Source organism: Paenibacillus sp. (genome assembly GCF_048976745.1).
Classification (GTDB): domain Bacteria; phylum Bacillota; class Bacilli; order Paenibacillales; family Paenibacillaceae; genus Paenibacillus.
On sequence record NZ_JBHGUU010000003.1, the window covers coordinates 22329 to 37666 of the forward strand.

A 15338-nucleotide genomic window follows, 5' to 3' on the forward strand; every position below is an offset into this window, starting at 1 on the left:
GGTGGGCAGCTTGACCCTTGCTGAACAAGTCTATGAGGCTTTAATCTATATGTATGCCCTGAGCCTACTGTTCTATTTCTCGGACTGCATTCGACGCAATGCGGGGGCGAAGCGGACAGGCACAGGGTTTCTTGTTGTGGTTTGGGGGCTGCAGGTCACACATGTCATACTGCGCATGTGGACCGAAGGTCATTTCCCCATCTACACCACCTTTGATTTTTTGTTTATATTTTCATTCAGTATTGTGCTGATGTCTCTCGTCATGACTCGCATCCAGCGTTCCGAATTTGTGATTTTGTTGCTGAATGTTGTAGGTTTTTCCGTTACGGTATTAAACCGACTGTGGTTTACGGCCGGAGAGATATCACTGCATAACTGGCAAACAGTGCATGGATTACTCATTATGCATATTACCTTGGCAAATCTAGGTTTTGCAGCGTTAACCGTTGCTACGGTATTTGCCTTGTTATATCTGTTCTTGCACCGTAAGTTGAAGAAAAAAAAGTGGAATGACACGATGCGACGGTTGCCAAGCCTGGAAGTGATCGGTAAGTATATGGATGGCGCTACGCTGATCGGAACACCGCTCCTTGGTGTTTCTGTGATGCTTGCCGTATTATCCATTGTGGCGGAAAGACGCTGGAGCCTGCTTTTGGATCTCAAAGTTATTTCGACAGGTCTTGCCATAGCCATCTATGTGGGTTATTTCGTATCCAAGAGAAGGAAACAGTTCTCTACGATTATCATGGCAAGATGGACACTGATTGGGTACGGATTTGTCATTATAAGTTTTTTATCCAATGCGTATTCAGCGTTTCATCGTTGGACGGGAGAGTGAAAGTGATGGACCGTTACACGCCGATATTTGTGAATACTTCAGGCAAAAGATGCTGTGTGGTTGGTGGTGGACGTGTGGCCGAGCGTAAAATTAAGGGGTTAATGCATGCCGAGGCACAGATTACGGTCATCAGTCCGGAGCTTACTCCCGTATTAAAACAACTGCATCATGAATCCCGAATTCAATGGATAGACCGGTCCTACCGCAATGGAGATTTGCGGGGGGCCTTTCTCGTATATGCAGCGACTGACCGTTCAGAGGTCAATTCCACTGTGGTTCAGGATGCTGAGGCTGCGGGCATATTGGTGAATGACGCGATGTCTTCGGAGCACAGCAGCTTTATTACGCCAAGCGTGGTCAGGCGTGGGAGATTAAGCATAGCGATATCCACAGCAGGAGCGGGACCGGCAGCAGCTGCTGAGATACGTGCTACACTCGAACGACAGTTCGGTGATGAGTATGAGACGTATCTTGAGTTTTTGCACCAGATGAGGACCGAGGTGAAGGCACGCGTATCTTCTTCCAGGCAGAGAAGTACTTTGCTTCGGCAGTTAACTGAAATGCACATTTTAGAAGAGATTCGTACAGGCCATTTCCGGTGGTGGACCGAAGAAGAAATCGGGGACTGGATATCCCGTAATCAGGAGGAAGTGTAGATATGCGTACAATTAAAGTGGGAAGTAGACAGAGCGCGCTTGCGCTAACCCAGACAGGCCATGTCATTCAGGATTTACGTGATATTTGTGAGCGGGAAGGACTAGCTTTTGACTTTGAAGTACATAAGATTGTTACAAAGGGAGATCTCATTCTGGATGTAACGCTGTCAAAAGTGGGAGGCAAAGGATTGTTTGTCAAAGAGATTGAACAGGCAATGCTTGATCGTACCATTGATATGGCTGTGCATAGCATGAAGGATATGCCCTCCGAGTTACCTGAAGGATTAATCAATGGCGCTGTTCCCCGTCGTGCAGATCCACGGGATGCGCTGATCTCCAACGGTGGACTTACTCTCGATCAACTCCCAGAAGGGGCAAGAGTGGGTACAAGCAGTCTGCGCAGGTCCAGTCAATTGAAGGCTTATCGTCCAGATTTGCAATTGGAATCGCTCCGCGGCAATATTGATTCCCGTCTGCGGAAGCTGGAGACTGAAGGTCTTGATGCGATCATTCTGGCTGCTGCAGGGTTGTACCGGATGGGCTGGGAAGACCGGATTACCGAGTACTTGACCGAAACAGCCTGCCTTCCTGCTGTGGGCCAGGGTGCGCTTGGTATCGAATGTCGTGAAAACGATGAGGAATTGTTGCACTTGTTGCAGCTGTATAACGATCCCGAGACAGCATTTCCTGTACAGGCGGAACGCCGTTTTCTCAGTGTATTGAATGGGGGGTGTCAGGTTCCGATTGGTGCTCATGCGGTATGGCTGCCTCAGCAAGATGCAGATTCCCTGAATGGCCAAAACACGTTACAATTAACGGGTATGGTCGGTACACCGGATGGTGGACTGATTCTTAAGGAAGCTCTGACTGGCAAAGACCCGGTTCGTCTGGGAGAAGAAGTGGCTTGGAGATTGATCGAACGGGGAGCAGAGCAGATACTGGCAGAAGTTAGGGGATGAAGACATGGTGGGAAAGGTCTTTTTGGTAGGGGCAGGTCCTGGGGATGCAAAGCTGATTACGGTAAAAGGGTGGGAATCCATCGGTAAAGCCGATGCTGTAGTCTATGATCGTTTGGCAAGTCCGAGATTGTTGAAACAAATGAAACCCGGCGCGGTCAAGATTTACGTGGGCAAGCGCCCGGACCGGCATACGATGAAACAGGAAGAGATCAATCAACTGTTGGTTGATCTGGCTCTTGAAGGCAAGGTTGTGGTTCGGCTTAAGGGTGGCGATCCAACGATCTTTGGACGCGTGGGCGAAGAGGCGGATTTGTTGCACAAAAACGGGATTCCTTTTGAAATTGTGCCTGGGGTAACAGCTGCGATAAGTGTACCTGCGTATGCCGGAATTCCCGTGACACACCGTGACTATGCGTCATCTATCTCTATCATTACGGGGCATGAAAGTCCGGACAAGCTTGATCGTAGCATCCATTGGGATAAAGTGACGAATGCAACGGGCACACTTGTATTCATGATGGGTGTTGCCAAAATTGGATATATCAGCGAACAGTTGATTCGTCATGGTCGTCCAGCGCAAACACCAGTAGCTCTGATTCGTTGGGGAACACGAGCGGAACAGGATACCATTACAGGTACCCTTGAAGATATAGAAGCAAAAGTGATTGCGGCCAATTTCCAACCGCCAGCGGTTATTGTGGTGGGAGATGTCGTAAATCAACGGGAACAATTGAAATGGGCAGAAGCGCTGCCGCTGTTTGGCAAACGAATTCTGGTGACCCGTGCTCGCAGTCAGGCGAGTGAACTGGTGAATCGCATTGAGGAACTCGGCGGGGAACCGTATGAGTTTCCGGTCATTGAGACGGTCATGCCGTCCACTGAATCTGCACAGCAAAGTGTCAAAGACGCCTTCAGTGCTTTAAATACCTATGACTGGGTGTTTTTCACCAGTGTGAATGGCGTGGAGTTTTTCTTCCGGCATTTGGAACAGGAAGGCAAGGATATTCGCTCGATTCATCAAGCGAGAATTGCTGCCGTAGGACCTTCCACAGCAGAGGCCTTGCGTAAACATGGCATCGTTGCAGAGGTTGTCAAAGGTCCTTTCCAGGCCGAAGGCATGCTTGAGGCTTTTGAAAGTGAATTGAAGGAAGGCCAGAAAGTACTGCTTCCGCACGGTGATCTGGCCCGTACGTGGTTACGTGACCAGCTGAGAGAACGAGGGCTTCAAGTCACCGAAGCCATCATCTATGATACGATCCTTGCTGGTGAAGATGATGATGAACTGCTCAAGTTGCTTGAAGAAGGTGGCATTCATGCGGTGACCTTTACAAGTTCATCGACGGTTACCAACTTCATGAGTATGTTGAAACGTATGGGACTGCAAGATCCACTGCCTTTATTGAAAGATGTGGAGGTTGCCTGTATCGGACCGGTTACAGCGAAAACGGCAGAGGCGGCTGGACTGCGTGTTACACTCATGGCAGAGGAAGCAACGATGGATAGTTTGATCACCGTTCTATGCGACTGGAAACGGACAAGCACCAAGGAAGGCGCTCTTCGTAATTAATACACATGTAATATGTTGACATATGAAGCGTGCTGAATTCGACAAGATACCAGCGCGCTTCCCTTTTTGCTCTATTTAACTTTCAGGGAGGTTTAACACATATGAGTTTTCCAATTGTACGGCATCGCCGTTTACGCCAATCCACAGGTATTCGAAATATGGTCAGAGAGACCCATCTAACCGTGGATGATTTTATTCAACCCATCTATGTAACGTATGGAGAAAATGTGAAATCCGAAATCAAATCCATGCCTGGGGTGTTCCGCTTCTCGCTGGATCGTCTGCAGGAAGAAGTAACGGAAATTGCCGATTTGGGAATTCCAGCGGTGTTATTGTTTGGTATTCCGGAGACGAAGGACAGTGTGGGTTCATCTGGCTTTGCTGAAGATGGCATTGTGCAGGAAGCGACAAGATTGATCAAATCCTGGTACCCAGAACTGCTGGTTGTTGCAGATACTTGTCTGTGCGAATTCACGGATCATGGTCACTGCGGTATGGTACACACGGTGGAGATTGACGGTCACATCTGCGGAGATGTGTTAAATGACGAATCACTTGATCTGCTCGTGCAAACGGCAGTGTCCCAAGCCAAAGCAGGAGCGGACATTATTGCGCCATCCAACATGATGGATGGATTTGTACAGGCGATCCGTGCCGGGCTGGACGAGAATGGATTCAGTCATATTCCGATCATGTCCTACTCTGTAAAATACGCGTCGGCTTTTTATGGTCCATTCCGTGAAGCTGCGGATTCCACACCACAATTCGGGGACCGTAAGTCGTATCAGATGGACCCGGCCAATGCACGTGAAGCTTTGCGTGAAGCCGAAACGGATGTGCTGGAAGGAGCGGACATGTTGATGGTAAAACCATCCCTTTCCTATCTGGATGTTATGCGCACCATCAAGGATCAATTTGATCTTCCACTTGTTGCCTATAATGTAAGTGGTGAGTATGCCATGGTGAAGGCAGCGGCGATTCAAGGCTGGATTGATGAGAAAAAAGTCGCCATGGAAATCCTGCTCAGTATGAAACGTGCAGGTGCAGATATGATCATTACCTACTACGGAAAAGACGCTTCACGGTGGTTGGCGGAGAAATAAAACAAATTTACATTAAGGAGGATACGCATGACTGCACAACAAGGTAATCGTCGCAATGATGAGCGCTCACGCAGCGCGTTTGAGGAAGCGAAGCAGTATATACCCGGGGGAGTGAACAGCCCTGTGCGCGCATTCAAATCGGTGGGACTTACTCCGATCTATGCAGAGCGCGGTGAAGGGTCCAAAATTTACGATATTGATGGCAATGTTTTTATCGACTATGTAGGATCGTGGGGTCCGCTCATCATGGGACATGCACACCCTGACGTTGTAGAAGCTTTGCGTGAGACAGCTCTTAAAGGAACAAGCTTTGGTGCACCTACTTTGCTAGAGACCGAGATGGCGAAACTGGTCTGTGAACGTGTACCTTCCATCGATATCGTGCGGATGGTTAATTCCGGTACGGAAGCAACCATGAGTGCCATTCGACTGGCACGCGGGGTAACCGGACGCAGTAAAATTCTGAAATTTGAAGGATCATATCATGGACATGCGGACAGTTTGCTGATCAAGGCTGGTTCAGGTGTTGCAACGCTGGGGCTGCCAGATAGTCCAGGTGTGCCTGAAGGCGTAGCTGTGAATACCATTACGGTACCTTATAACGATTTGGAGTCTGTGAAGCTTGCTTTTGAACGTTATGGTGAAGAACTGGCCGCTGTGATTGTGGAACCTGTGGCAGGTAACATGGGGGTTGTACCTCCTGCTTCCGGTTTCCTTGAAGGCTTGCGTAGTTTGACAACGCAATATGGCAGCCTGCTTATTTTTGACGAAGTCATGACCGGTTTCCGCGTAGGGTTGAACTGTGCCCAGGGACGGTATGGGGTTACACCTGACCTGACTTGTCTGGGTAAAGTGATCGGTGGCGGACTCCCAGTTGGTGCTTATGGTGGTCGCCGGGATCTGATGGAACAGATTGCCCCTACAGGACCGATCTATCAAGCAGGTACACTAAGCGGGAATCCGCTGGCTATGGCAGCAGGATATACCACGCTCAAATTGTTAACACCAGAGGTCTATGACCGTCTGGAGACACTGTCTGCACGTCTGCAAGCCGGATTCGAGAAAAATGCAGCTGAGTCGGGTGTTGCAATAACTATTAACCGTGTCGGTTCCATGGTTTGTCCATTCTTCAGTGCCGTTCCAGTAACCAATTATGATATTGCCAAAGAAAGCAATCTGGATCAATTCCGTCGTTATTTTGCGGCCATGATTGATCAAGGTGTGAGTGTTGCGCCTTCGCAATACGAAGGCATGTTTGTCTCTGGTGTGCACACGGAGCAGGATATTGACGATACGATCGAGGCGAATCGTAAAGCTCTTCAATCGCTATGACGATTAAAAGTTGGAAACGCCGCGGGGAATGGCTTGAGCTGATGCCAGGGAAAGCCGTAACAGGTAGTTCGGACAAACAGATGGCTGCGGAGCAATGGCTATTGTCCGAACTTCAGTTTCCGGAGAAACTGCTCCGTCAGCTGAAATCAAACCGAGGAATACAACTTGCAGGGGACCGGCTTCGGCTGGCCCTTTTTGCGTCCCAGACGATCGATGTTGAACCACGTTGGGCGGATGTGGACGTATTGTATGAGGATGATTTCTGCCTGGTTATGCACAAACCGGCAGGCATGAAACTGCATCCGGATGGAAGCCGTGTTGATCAGGCGATCACGCTGGATCATGTGGTTGCCTCCTATTATGAGATGAACGGAATACAGGCGAGCGTACGCCATGTTCATCGACTGGATGAGGATACAACCGGACCTGTCCTGTATGCCAAAAATGCTTTTTCCCTCGCCAAACTGGATGAAGCGATGCGCCGCAAAGAGATTGGTCGCCATTATGTAGCTATCGCAGGGGGGCAATTATCCCGCGAACTCCACAAAATTGATGCTCCGATCGGCAAGGACAGACATCACAAACAACGCAGACGTGTCTCGGAAGGTGGTCAAGAAGCGGTTACTCATGTGGAGATCGTCGAGGTGTGGGAACGTGCAACCCTTGTACGATTGAAGCTGGATACAGGACGAACACACCAAATTCGTGTACATCTGAATTACGCGGGACATCCGCTCATTGGTGACGAGTTGTATGGTGGGAGAGCGGATGCCATTGGTCGGCAGGCGCTTCACGGAGAAGTGTTGAAGTTTAACCACCCGTTAACTGGAGCGATGATTGAAGTGAATGACCCTTGGCCTTCTGATTTCACACAATTGGCAGAGCGAGAGAGTAAATTTATCAATATATAAGTTGGACTAACTATTTACACGAAAACGGAGAGGACAGAAACAACCAGAAGAAGCGAAGCGTTCGCCTAAAAGCTTTCTGAAAGAAAGCTGCTTTGGAAGCATAAGCTATTCCCGGATTTTCCTTTTATAAAAAGGGATGAAAAAATCTGGGGATAACAGTGATCGGAAGGTTATTCTGTCATCGAAGTGGCTAGGTGCAACATTGTCTATTTCGCTTTATATAACATGGTTTTTCAAAAGGTGGCATGCTCATCTCATTCAAGGCATATAGATGGGGTAACGAAGGATTTGGACCATGGATCAGTCCCATGAGAAGGATCATGGTGAACATATGCCGAAAGGAGGACGCCACCTTTGTTGAATCAACCTTATGGTTTGCGGTTCGATATTTATGAGCGCGTTCATTTGTCTGAGGGAGTCCCTGCGATTGAGGAATTGGAGGAAATTGAACTATACCCGCGCATTCAAGTCATAGGGCAGGATGATCATGCCACGTTAAGAGGGCATCTTTTACTTACAGGTGCGTACAGAGGAGAAAATGAGGCTTCAGAGGAGCTCAAACATTTTATTCCCGTGGAGATCACAGTGCCGCTGAACCGGGTCAGGTCGATTGAAGATATTTCCATCGAGATCGAAAATTTTGACGTGGATCTGTTATCCAATCGCAGTCTGAACATTACTGGCGTGTTGTCGCTGCGAGGCATCGAGGGTTTTCCTGTTGAAGAGCCACAAGTGTGGTCAGCAGATGAGTTTACAGTTGTCCACTCACCTGATGCTCAGCAATCCAACCGTTCCGATGAAGCAGAACAGACAGGTAGCGACCCCAACACATTTGCACAAGAGTATCTGCTCCAGCGGAGTGAGGAAGAGAGACTTGCGAATGCAGCAGAACTTGCATATGGTGCTCCGGAATTCGCTGACCTGTCCATAAGGGAAGAGACATTAAGGAATAGCGAAGAATGGCAGCAGGAATATGCGAATTCGTCATCGGCCGAGCCGCTTCAATCTGAGGAACAAAGTGCGGAGTACGCTATCGAAAACAGACAACCTGATGCAAACGAAGATCCCGCATCTCTGACAGCAAATGGAGATGAATTGGCATCTCATGAGCAATACAGTGAACCTTCGCCGATCTCGTCATTTATGGCTGAGACCGCTGATCGGTTAGCTTCTTATCCTGAGTCGGAACCATTGCTACCTCTGGAAGAAGAGTCTTCGGCGTGGTCCGAGCCTTCCGTGGATGCATTGCCTGCGAACCCGAGAAGTTCAGATCAAGCAGTCCTCGAGCCTAGTGCTCAATCATCTAATGAGTTGGCAGCACCAAATGTACCGGACGCACCAGATGTATGGCACTTCGAATCAGCGAGATCTGTACCTCAACATGAGAATCAGGAAGTTGCTGATGTTCCGGTCGAATCACAGGCGGAGAACTGGCAAGGTGTATTTGCTGCGTCCGAACCAGGCAACGCTGAGGAGGACCGCCCGTCTTTTGAAGCGACTGGGGTAGACGAGTTCGTGCAGAACGAAGCATTTGTTCCTGAACCTGTGGCTGAGACGGAAGACAAGCCGGAGCTGAAGGTTGCTTTTGGCAGCAAAAAAGAGTCCGCACCACGGCAAGAAGAGGGCGTAGGTATCTCTTCCTTGTTATCCTCTGGCAGAGCGACACGCGATGTTGAAGTGGAGCGAGGCGACGAGGTTCCTGCTGGTGTGGTACAGGAAGAAACGTATCCTCCTGATGATGTGGCATGGAAGAATCTGTTCCTGGGAACGATTGTCGACCAGACCCCATTCCGCAAGGTGAAACTGTGTATCGTCCAGCGAGAAGATACACTGGATGCCATTGCAGATCGATACCAATTGAGCACGAGGGAACTTCAGTTGTATAACCGATTATCTGAACAAGTTGTGGAAGAAGGTCAGATATTGTACATCCCTTAGTCGTAGTTAAAGCCTTCGTTACAACCCGTGATCCCCTTGAGGATTGCGGGTTTTTGCATAATTCGCCCTAAACCTGCATTCCAGCGCTCTTTATCCGCTGTTGTCAGGTTGACTATCGCGCACGAGCAAGGTATGATGTGTGTAGGTTTTTTGAAGAACAACGTGGAACGGGAGTAGTAGACAGTATGACCTTTCAGAGAGTGGAATTGCAACGCTGTGAGATTCCGCAGGAACCAACTGATCGAAGTCGCCCGGGAGTTGCCTGTTTGAATACAAGGAATGAATGTGATGTATCGTCATTTATTTCTGAGGTAGGATGGGCCGGTCGCAGCCGTTATCTGCTTGAAGTGTCACGTCATGTACAGAGGGTGAAGTCTAGCTTGCTGTCGGCGTGAAACAAAGGTGGTACCGCGAAAGCTAACCTTTCGTCCTTTGATGGATGAAAGGTTTTTTTTGTTTTTTTTGGCGAAGATGATGAAGTAACGGAGGAATGACACATGTCTGAGGAAAAAAAATCAGCTGCAACAGAAATGCCGACCACTTACGATCCTAAGGCGGCAGAGGACAAATGGTACTCCACCTGGATGGAGCGCGGATATTTCAAAGCCGGTCAACGTAAAGATGCCGAGCCGTATACGATTGTAATTCCACCCCCAAATGTGACCGGGATGCTGCATATCGGGCATGCGCTCGACTTTACACTGCAGGATATTCTGATCCGCACAAAACGGATGCAGGGCTACGACGCACTGTGGCTTCCGGGTTCCGACCATGCAGGTATTGCTACCCAAACCAAAGTGGAGCAGAAGCTGCGTGAAGAAGGTCTGACTCGTTATGATCTGGGACGGGAGAAGTTTCTGGAGAAAGTATGGGACTGGAAAGATCAATATGCCACGACCATTCGTCAGCAATGGGGTAAAATGGGGTTGTCGCTTGACTACTCACGTGAACGTTTTACGCTGGATGAAGGTCTGTCCCAAGCGGTTCGCAAAGTATTTGTTCAACTGTATGAAAAAGGCCTTATTTACCGAGGCAAACGCATCATTAACTGGGACCCGGTGAACCGGACAGCTCTGTCCGACATTGAGGTTGAATATAAAGAGGTTCAGGGTCACTTGTACCATCTGCGTTACCCGCTCAAAGACGGAAGTGGCTACGTTACAGTGGCAACAACGCGTCCTGAAACGATGCTGGGTGATACAGCGGTTGCTGTTCATCCGAAGGATGAGCGCTATGCAGATATGATTGGTAAAGTACTTGTACTGCCTATCATTGGACGAGAAATTCCAATTATCGCTGATGATTATGTGGATAAAGAGTTTGGAAGTGGTGCAGTTAAAATCACGCCTGCGCATGATCCGAATGACTTTGAAGTAGGTCTTCGTCATGATCTTCCTCAGATTACGGTCATGGACGAGAGCGGCACGATGAATGCAGAGGCTGGCAAGTATCAGGGACTGGATCGCAGTGACTGCCGCAAGCAGATTGTTGCTGACTTGAAAGAGCAGGGTGTATTGATCAACATTGAGGATCACACGCATCAGGTTGGACACAGTGAACGTACCGGCGCTGTTGTTGAGCCGTATCTGTCTACACAATGGTTCGTTGAGATGAAGCCACTTGCAGAGAGAGCGATCAAGAAACAACAGAGCGGCGAAGGGGTTAATTTTGTTCCAGACCGTTTTGAGAAAACCTATCTGAACTGGATCGAGAACGTTCGTGACTGGTGTATTTCCCGTCAACTGTGGTGGGGACATCGTATTCCTGCCTGGTATGATGAGGAAACGGGCGAAATCATCGTATCTGCTGAAGATCCGACAACGCTACCAGAGAATGCTGGACGCAAGCTCAGACAGGACGAAGACGTTTTGGATACTTGGTTTAGCTCCGGCTTATGGCCTTTCTCCACACTAGGCTGGCCGGAAGATACGGAAGACCTGAAACGTTATTATCCGACAAGTGTACTTGTGACAGGGTATGACATCATATATTTCTGGGTTGCACGTATGATTTTCACTGCACTGGAATTCACTGATGAGACTCCGTTCAAGGATGTGCTGATGCATGGTCTTGTTCGTGATGCAGATGGACGCAAAATGTCCAAATCATTGGGCAACGGCGTAGATCCGCTGGATGTGATTGAGAAATACGGCGCAGATGCAATGCGTTACATGATCTCAACCAGCAGCACGCCAGGTCAGGATCTCCGTTTCCGTTGGGAAAGGGTGGAGCAGGCTCGTAATTTTGCCAACAAGATCTGGAATGCTTCGCGCTTTGCATTGATGAATCTGGAAGGTTTCACCTATGAGGAACGTGACATCAGCGGAGAGCTTGGTACAGCGGATTATTGGATTCTGCACCGCTTGAACGAAACTTCCCGCGATATTACGCGTCTAATCGAAGCGTATGAATTTGGGGAAACGGGTCGTGTGCTGTATAACTTTATCTGGGATGACCTGTGTGACTGGTACATTGAGTTTGCTAAGCTGTCCTTCTATGGGGAAGATCCGGTTGCCAAGAAGAAAACACAATCCGTGCTGGCTTATGTGCTGGATCAGACCATGCGCCTGATTCATCCGTTTATGCCATACATCTCCGAAGAGATCTGGCAGCATCTGCCACATGAAGGTGAGACCATTACGCTGGCAGCATGGCCGGTATATGATCCTGCTTTCGAGAATCCAGAGGCTGTTGCCGAGATGAACCTGCTCATGGATACCATTCGTGCAGTTCGAAACATTCGTGCAGAAGTGAACGTGCCGATGAGCAAAAAGATCGAGTTGATGGTCAAAGCAAACAGTGCTGAGACGTCCAGCATTATTGAGCGTAACAGCCATTACATCAAACGCTTCTGTAATACGTCCGAGTTCGACAGTGGGCTGGATCTAAGCTCACCAGATAAGGCAATGACTGCGATCATTACGGGGGCAGAACTATACTTGCCATTGGCGGGTCTTATTGATATCGAGCAGGAAGTGGCTCGTTTGGAGAAAGAGTTGCAGAACCTCGAGGGCGAAGTTCTCCGTGTAGAGAAAAAGTTGGCGAATGAAGGCTTTGTTGCCAAAGCCCCTGCCAAAGTTATTGAGGAAGAGCGCGCCAAGCAAGCAGATTATTCCGACAAACGGGATAAAGTGATTGCAAGAATCAAGGAACTGAAAGGTTAATATATTTGGGTCGGATGGAGAGCCATTATGCCATCCGGCCGCTTTTTTCACTCAAACTCGGGACCGAAGGTGAATCAGATGACGGAATTAGACGGGACAGATGCAGCAACTCCTTTACTTACGTATAACGAGGCCGTGGACTGGATCAATGGCCTTATTCCTTTTGGCATCCGACCTGGATTGGAACGAATCGAGAGTCTGATGTCCATGTTAGGCAATCCACACCAACGTCTCAAATTTATTCACGTCGCGGGAACGAACGGTAAAGGTTCGACTTGCGCTTTTTTGACGTCAGTGCTTCTTCAGGCTGGATATGATGTGGGTACCTTTACGTCGCCATATATCACCAAGTTTACAAACCGTTTTCAATACAACGGTGAGGATATTCCTGAAGACACCCTGCTTAAACTCTCGAATCGATTACATCCACTGGTCATGGAAATGGCCTCCACTCCGCTGGGATCACCCACGATGTTTGAGGTGTCCACAGCTCTTGCGCTTCTGTACTATGCAGAAGAGTGTTACCCTGACGTTGTGGTATGGGAGACGGGGCTAGGGGGAAGGATGGACGTAACGAATATTGTCGCACCTGTTGTGTCCGTCATCACCAACATTGGCATGGATCATACGGATGTGCTTGGAGATACGATTGAGCAGATTGCTGGAGAAAAGGCAGGTATAATCAAGCCGGGAGTACCCGTAGTGACTTGCGCGACTCAACCCGAAGCTGTGAAGGTGATTCAGGAGAAAGCACAGCAGCTTCAATCAAGCGTGTATTTGGCTGGAGACCAATTCTCTTATCATAGACTGGACAGCAATGAGAACGGACAATCCTTTCATTTTACAGGCCCGTTTCGTGATCTGGACGTTCGCATACGCATGCAGGGTTCACATCAATGTGACAATGCAGCGGCCGCACTTATGGTGCTTGAATTGCTTAGACAATACATGGCATTTATGCTGGATGACAACGATATTGCACTTGGACTGGAGAATGCTTTCTGGGCAGGAAGATTCGAGAAAGTCGTCGATGAACCCCGAATTGTGCTCGATGGAGCACATAATCCGGAAGGGGCAGAGTCGCTGGCCAAGAGCATTACGGATGTCTATCCTCACAACAAGTTAATTTTGATGATGGGTATGTTGGCAAATAAGCATCACGAAGCGTATTTGCAGCATATACTGCCACTAGTGGATACGCTGATCCTGACCGAGCCAGATTTCCGACGCAAAATGGATGCAGCCGAATTGCTGCAGATTGTCGAACGGGTACGTCCCGCCATTGCGAAGCAGGAACTGGAAATCATCGTCGAGCCCGAATGGGCAAAGGCACTTGATCTATTGAAGTCACGGACGGAAGCGGAAGATCTGGGGGTGGTCTCCGGCACACTGTACCTGATTGCGGATGTGCGGGCAGCCCTTTTGCATCAAACCGATTCTGAAAAAGGTTGGTGAAAGTTTTGTTAAATACATCGGAACACGTTCATTTTATAGGGATTGGCGGATATGGCATGAGTGCCATCGCAAGAGTTATGTTGGAAATGGGATACACCGTAACCGGATCGGATGTCGCTTCACAGGAGTTGACCGAGAAGTTGGCAGCCAAGGGAGCGAAAATATATATCGGACATACGGCAGAGCACGTTACTGGAGCAGACCTGGTTGTCTACTCTACGGCAGCGCCTGCTGATAATGTGGAACGGGTAGCAGCTGCAGAGCTTAACATTCCGATTTTGCATCGTTCCCAGATGCTTGCACGTTTGTTGAACGAACGTAAAGGTGTGGCTGTGGCTGGAGCTCACGGTAAAACAACCACCTCATCCATGATTGCACTTGTTATGGATAAATGTGATACGGATCCGACCTATATCATTGGCGGAGAAATCATGAATGTGGGCACCAACGCCAAGGCAGGCCAGGGCGACTGGGTAGTCGCTGAGGCGGACGAGAGCGATGGATCATTTTTGCAGTACCACCCATGGCTCGGTATTGTAACCAATATTGAGGCAGATCATTTGGAGAATTACAACAGTGATTTTGAGGAGCTCAAAAAGGCTTATGTGCAGTTCTTGAGCCAGATTCGTCCGGAAGGAACAGCCATTGTGTGTTCTGACGACGAGAATGTTCAAGCAATTTTGCCAGAACTCAAGTCACGGGTTACAACCTATGGTATTGATCGTGCTGCGGATTATACGGCAACGGATATTGTACTGGGTGATCGCCGTATCTCCTTTACGATGAATCATCAGGGTGCTGCTATGGGGACCGTGGAATTATCAGTGCCGGGTAAGCATAACGTTTATAATGCGATGGCTACTGTGATTACTTGTCTGGAAGCAGGTATTCCATTTGAGAAGATTGTGGCAGCTATTATCCAGTTCCACGGAGCCAAACGCAGATTCCAGGTATTGGGCGAGGCACGTGATATGCTGATCATCGATGATTATGCTCATCACCCGACTGAGATTGAAGCTACCATTAGTGCGGCCAAAGCAACAGGCAAACGCATTATTGCAGTATTCCAGCCACAGCGTTATACGCGTACGTTCTTCCTGCTGGATGCGTTCAGTCGTGCTTTCGCGGAAGCGGATGAGGTACTTATTACGGATATTTATTCTCCTGCGGGAGAAAAACAGATCGAAGGGGTAACCTCAGCCCGACTGGTTGAACTAATCGTTCAAAACAGTAATGCTTCTGCACGTTACCTCCCTACGAAAGAAGAAGTTGTAGCTGATCTGCAGCATCGTCTGCAACCAGGAGACCTTGTGATTACGATGGGTGCAGGTGATATTTGGAAAGTCGGCGATACACTTGCCAAAGGTTTGAAATAAATCAATTGAGAAAACGCCTGTCTTCGATTCGAAGCAGGC

11 protein-coding genes and 1 other annotated feature are annotated in these 15338 nt (G+C 48.8%); all 11 genes read left to right on the forward strand.

Going from position 1 to position 15338, the window contains the following annotated elements:
* The first annotated feature begins 10 nt into the window (after window positions 1-10).
* Window positions 11-838 carry a cytochrome c biogenesis protein CcsA gene (gene ccsA, locus ACE3K2_RS00715; protein WP_421885582.1) on the forward strand — a complete coding sequence of 276 codons (828 nt, stop codon included), beginning with the start codon at window positions 11-13 and terminating at the stop codon, window positions 836-838.
* 5 nt (window positions 839-843) lie between these two features.
* Entirely contained in the window at window positions 844-1494 is a 651-nt protein-coding gene (locus tag ACE3K2_RS00720) for a precorrin-2 dehydrogenase/sirohydrochlorin ferrochelatase family protein (RefSeq protein WP_421885584.1), read from the forward strand.
* Window positions 1495-1496: 2 nt separating this feature from the next.
* Window positions 1497-2453 (forward strand): hydroxymethylbilane synthase, encoded by a 957-nt coding sequence (gene hemC / locus ACE3K2_RS00725; protein WP_421885587.1) that lies wholly within the window; start codon window positions 1497-1499, stop codon window positions 2451-2453.
* Window positions 2454-2457: 4 nt separating this feature from the next.
* Entirely contained in the window at window positions 2458-4020 is a 1563-nt protein-coding gene (gene cobA, locus ACE3K2_RS00730; RefSeq protein WP_421885590.1) for a uroporphyrinogen-III C-methyltransferase, read from the forward strand.
* Between the two features lie 101 nt (window positions 4021-4121).
* Window positions 4122-5123: a porphobilinogen synthase gene (gene hemB / locus ACE3K2_RS00735; RefSeq protein ID WP_421885594.1), complete on the forward strand. Its 1002-nt coding sequence runs from the start codon at window positions 4122-4124 to the stop codon at window positions 5121-5123.
* Window positions 5124-5150: 27 nt separating this feature from the next.
* Entirely contained in the window at window positions 5151-6455 is a 1305-nt protein-coding gene (gene hemL / locus ACE3K2_RS00740; RefSeq protein ID WP_421885597.1) for a glutamate-1-semialdehyde 2,1-aminomutase, read from the forward strand.
* Window positions 6452-7366: an RluA family pseudouridine synthase gene (locus tag ACE3K2_RS00745; RefSeq protein WP_421885600.1), complete on the forward strand. Its 915-nt coding sequence runs from the start codon at window positions 6452-6454 to the stop codon at window positions 7364-7366. Before hemL ends, ACE3K2_RS00745 begins: the two co-directional genes overlap by 4 nt.
* Before the next feature lie 354 nt (window positions 7367-7720).
* The gene (locus ACE3K2_RS00750) at window positions 7721-9304 is read left to right on the forward strand and encodes a LysM peptidoglycan-binding domain-containing protein (protein WP_421885604.1); all 1584 of its coding nucleotides are present in this window, start codon (window positions 7721-7723) and stop codon (window positions 9302-9304) included.
* Between the two features lie 154 nt (window positions 9305-9458).
* Window positions 9459-9740: a binding site (T-box leader), on the forward strand.
* Window positions 9741-9801: 61 nt separating this feature from the next.
* Complete coding sequence (locus ACE3K2_RS00755) at window positions 9802-12468, forward strand: valine--tRNA ligase (RefSeq protein WP_421885607.1); 2667 nt, start codon at window positions 9802-9804, stop codon at window positions 12466-12468.
* Between the two features lie 78 nt (window positions 12469-12546).
* On the forward strand, window positions 12547-13923 hold the full coding sequence (locus ACE3K2_RS00760; protein ID WP_421885610.1) for a bifunctional folylpolyglutamate synthase/dihydrofolate synthase: 1377 nt from the start codon (window positions 12547-12549) through the stop codon (window positions 13921-13923).
* 56 nt (window positions 13924-13979) lie between these two features.
* Complete coding sequence (gene murC, locus ACE3K2_RS00765) at window positions 13980-15299, forward strand: UDP-N-acetylmuramate--L-alanine ligase (RefSeq protein WP_421885659.1); 1320 nt, start codon at window positions 13980-13982, stop codon at window positions 15297-15299.
* The last annotated feature ends 39 nt before the right edge of the window (window positions 15300-15338 follow it).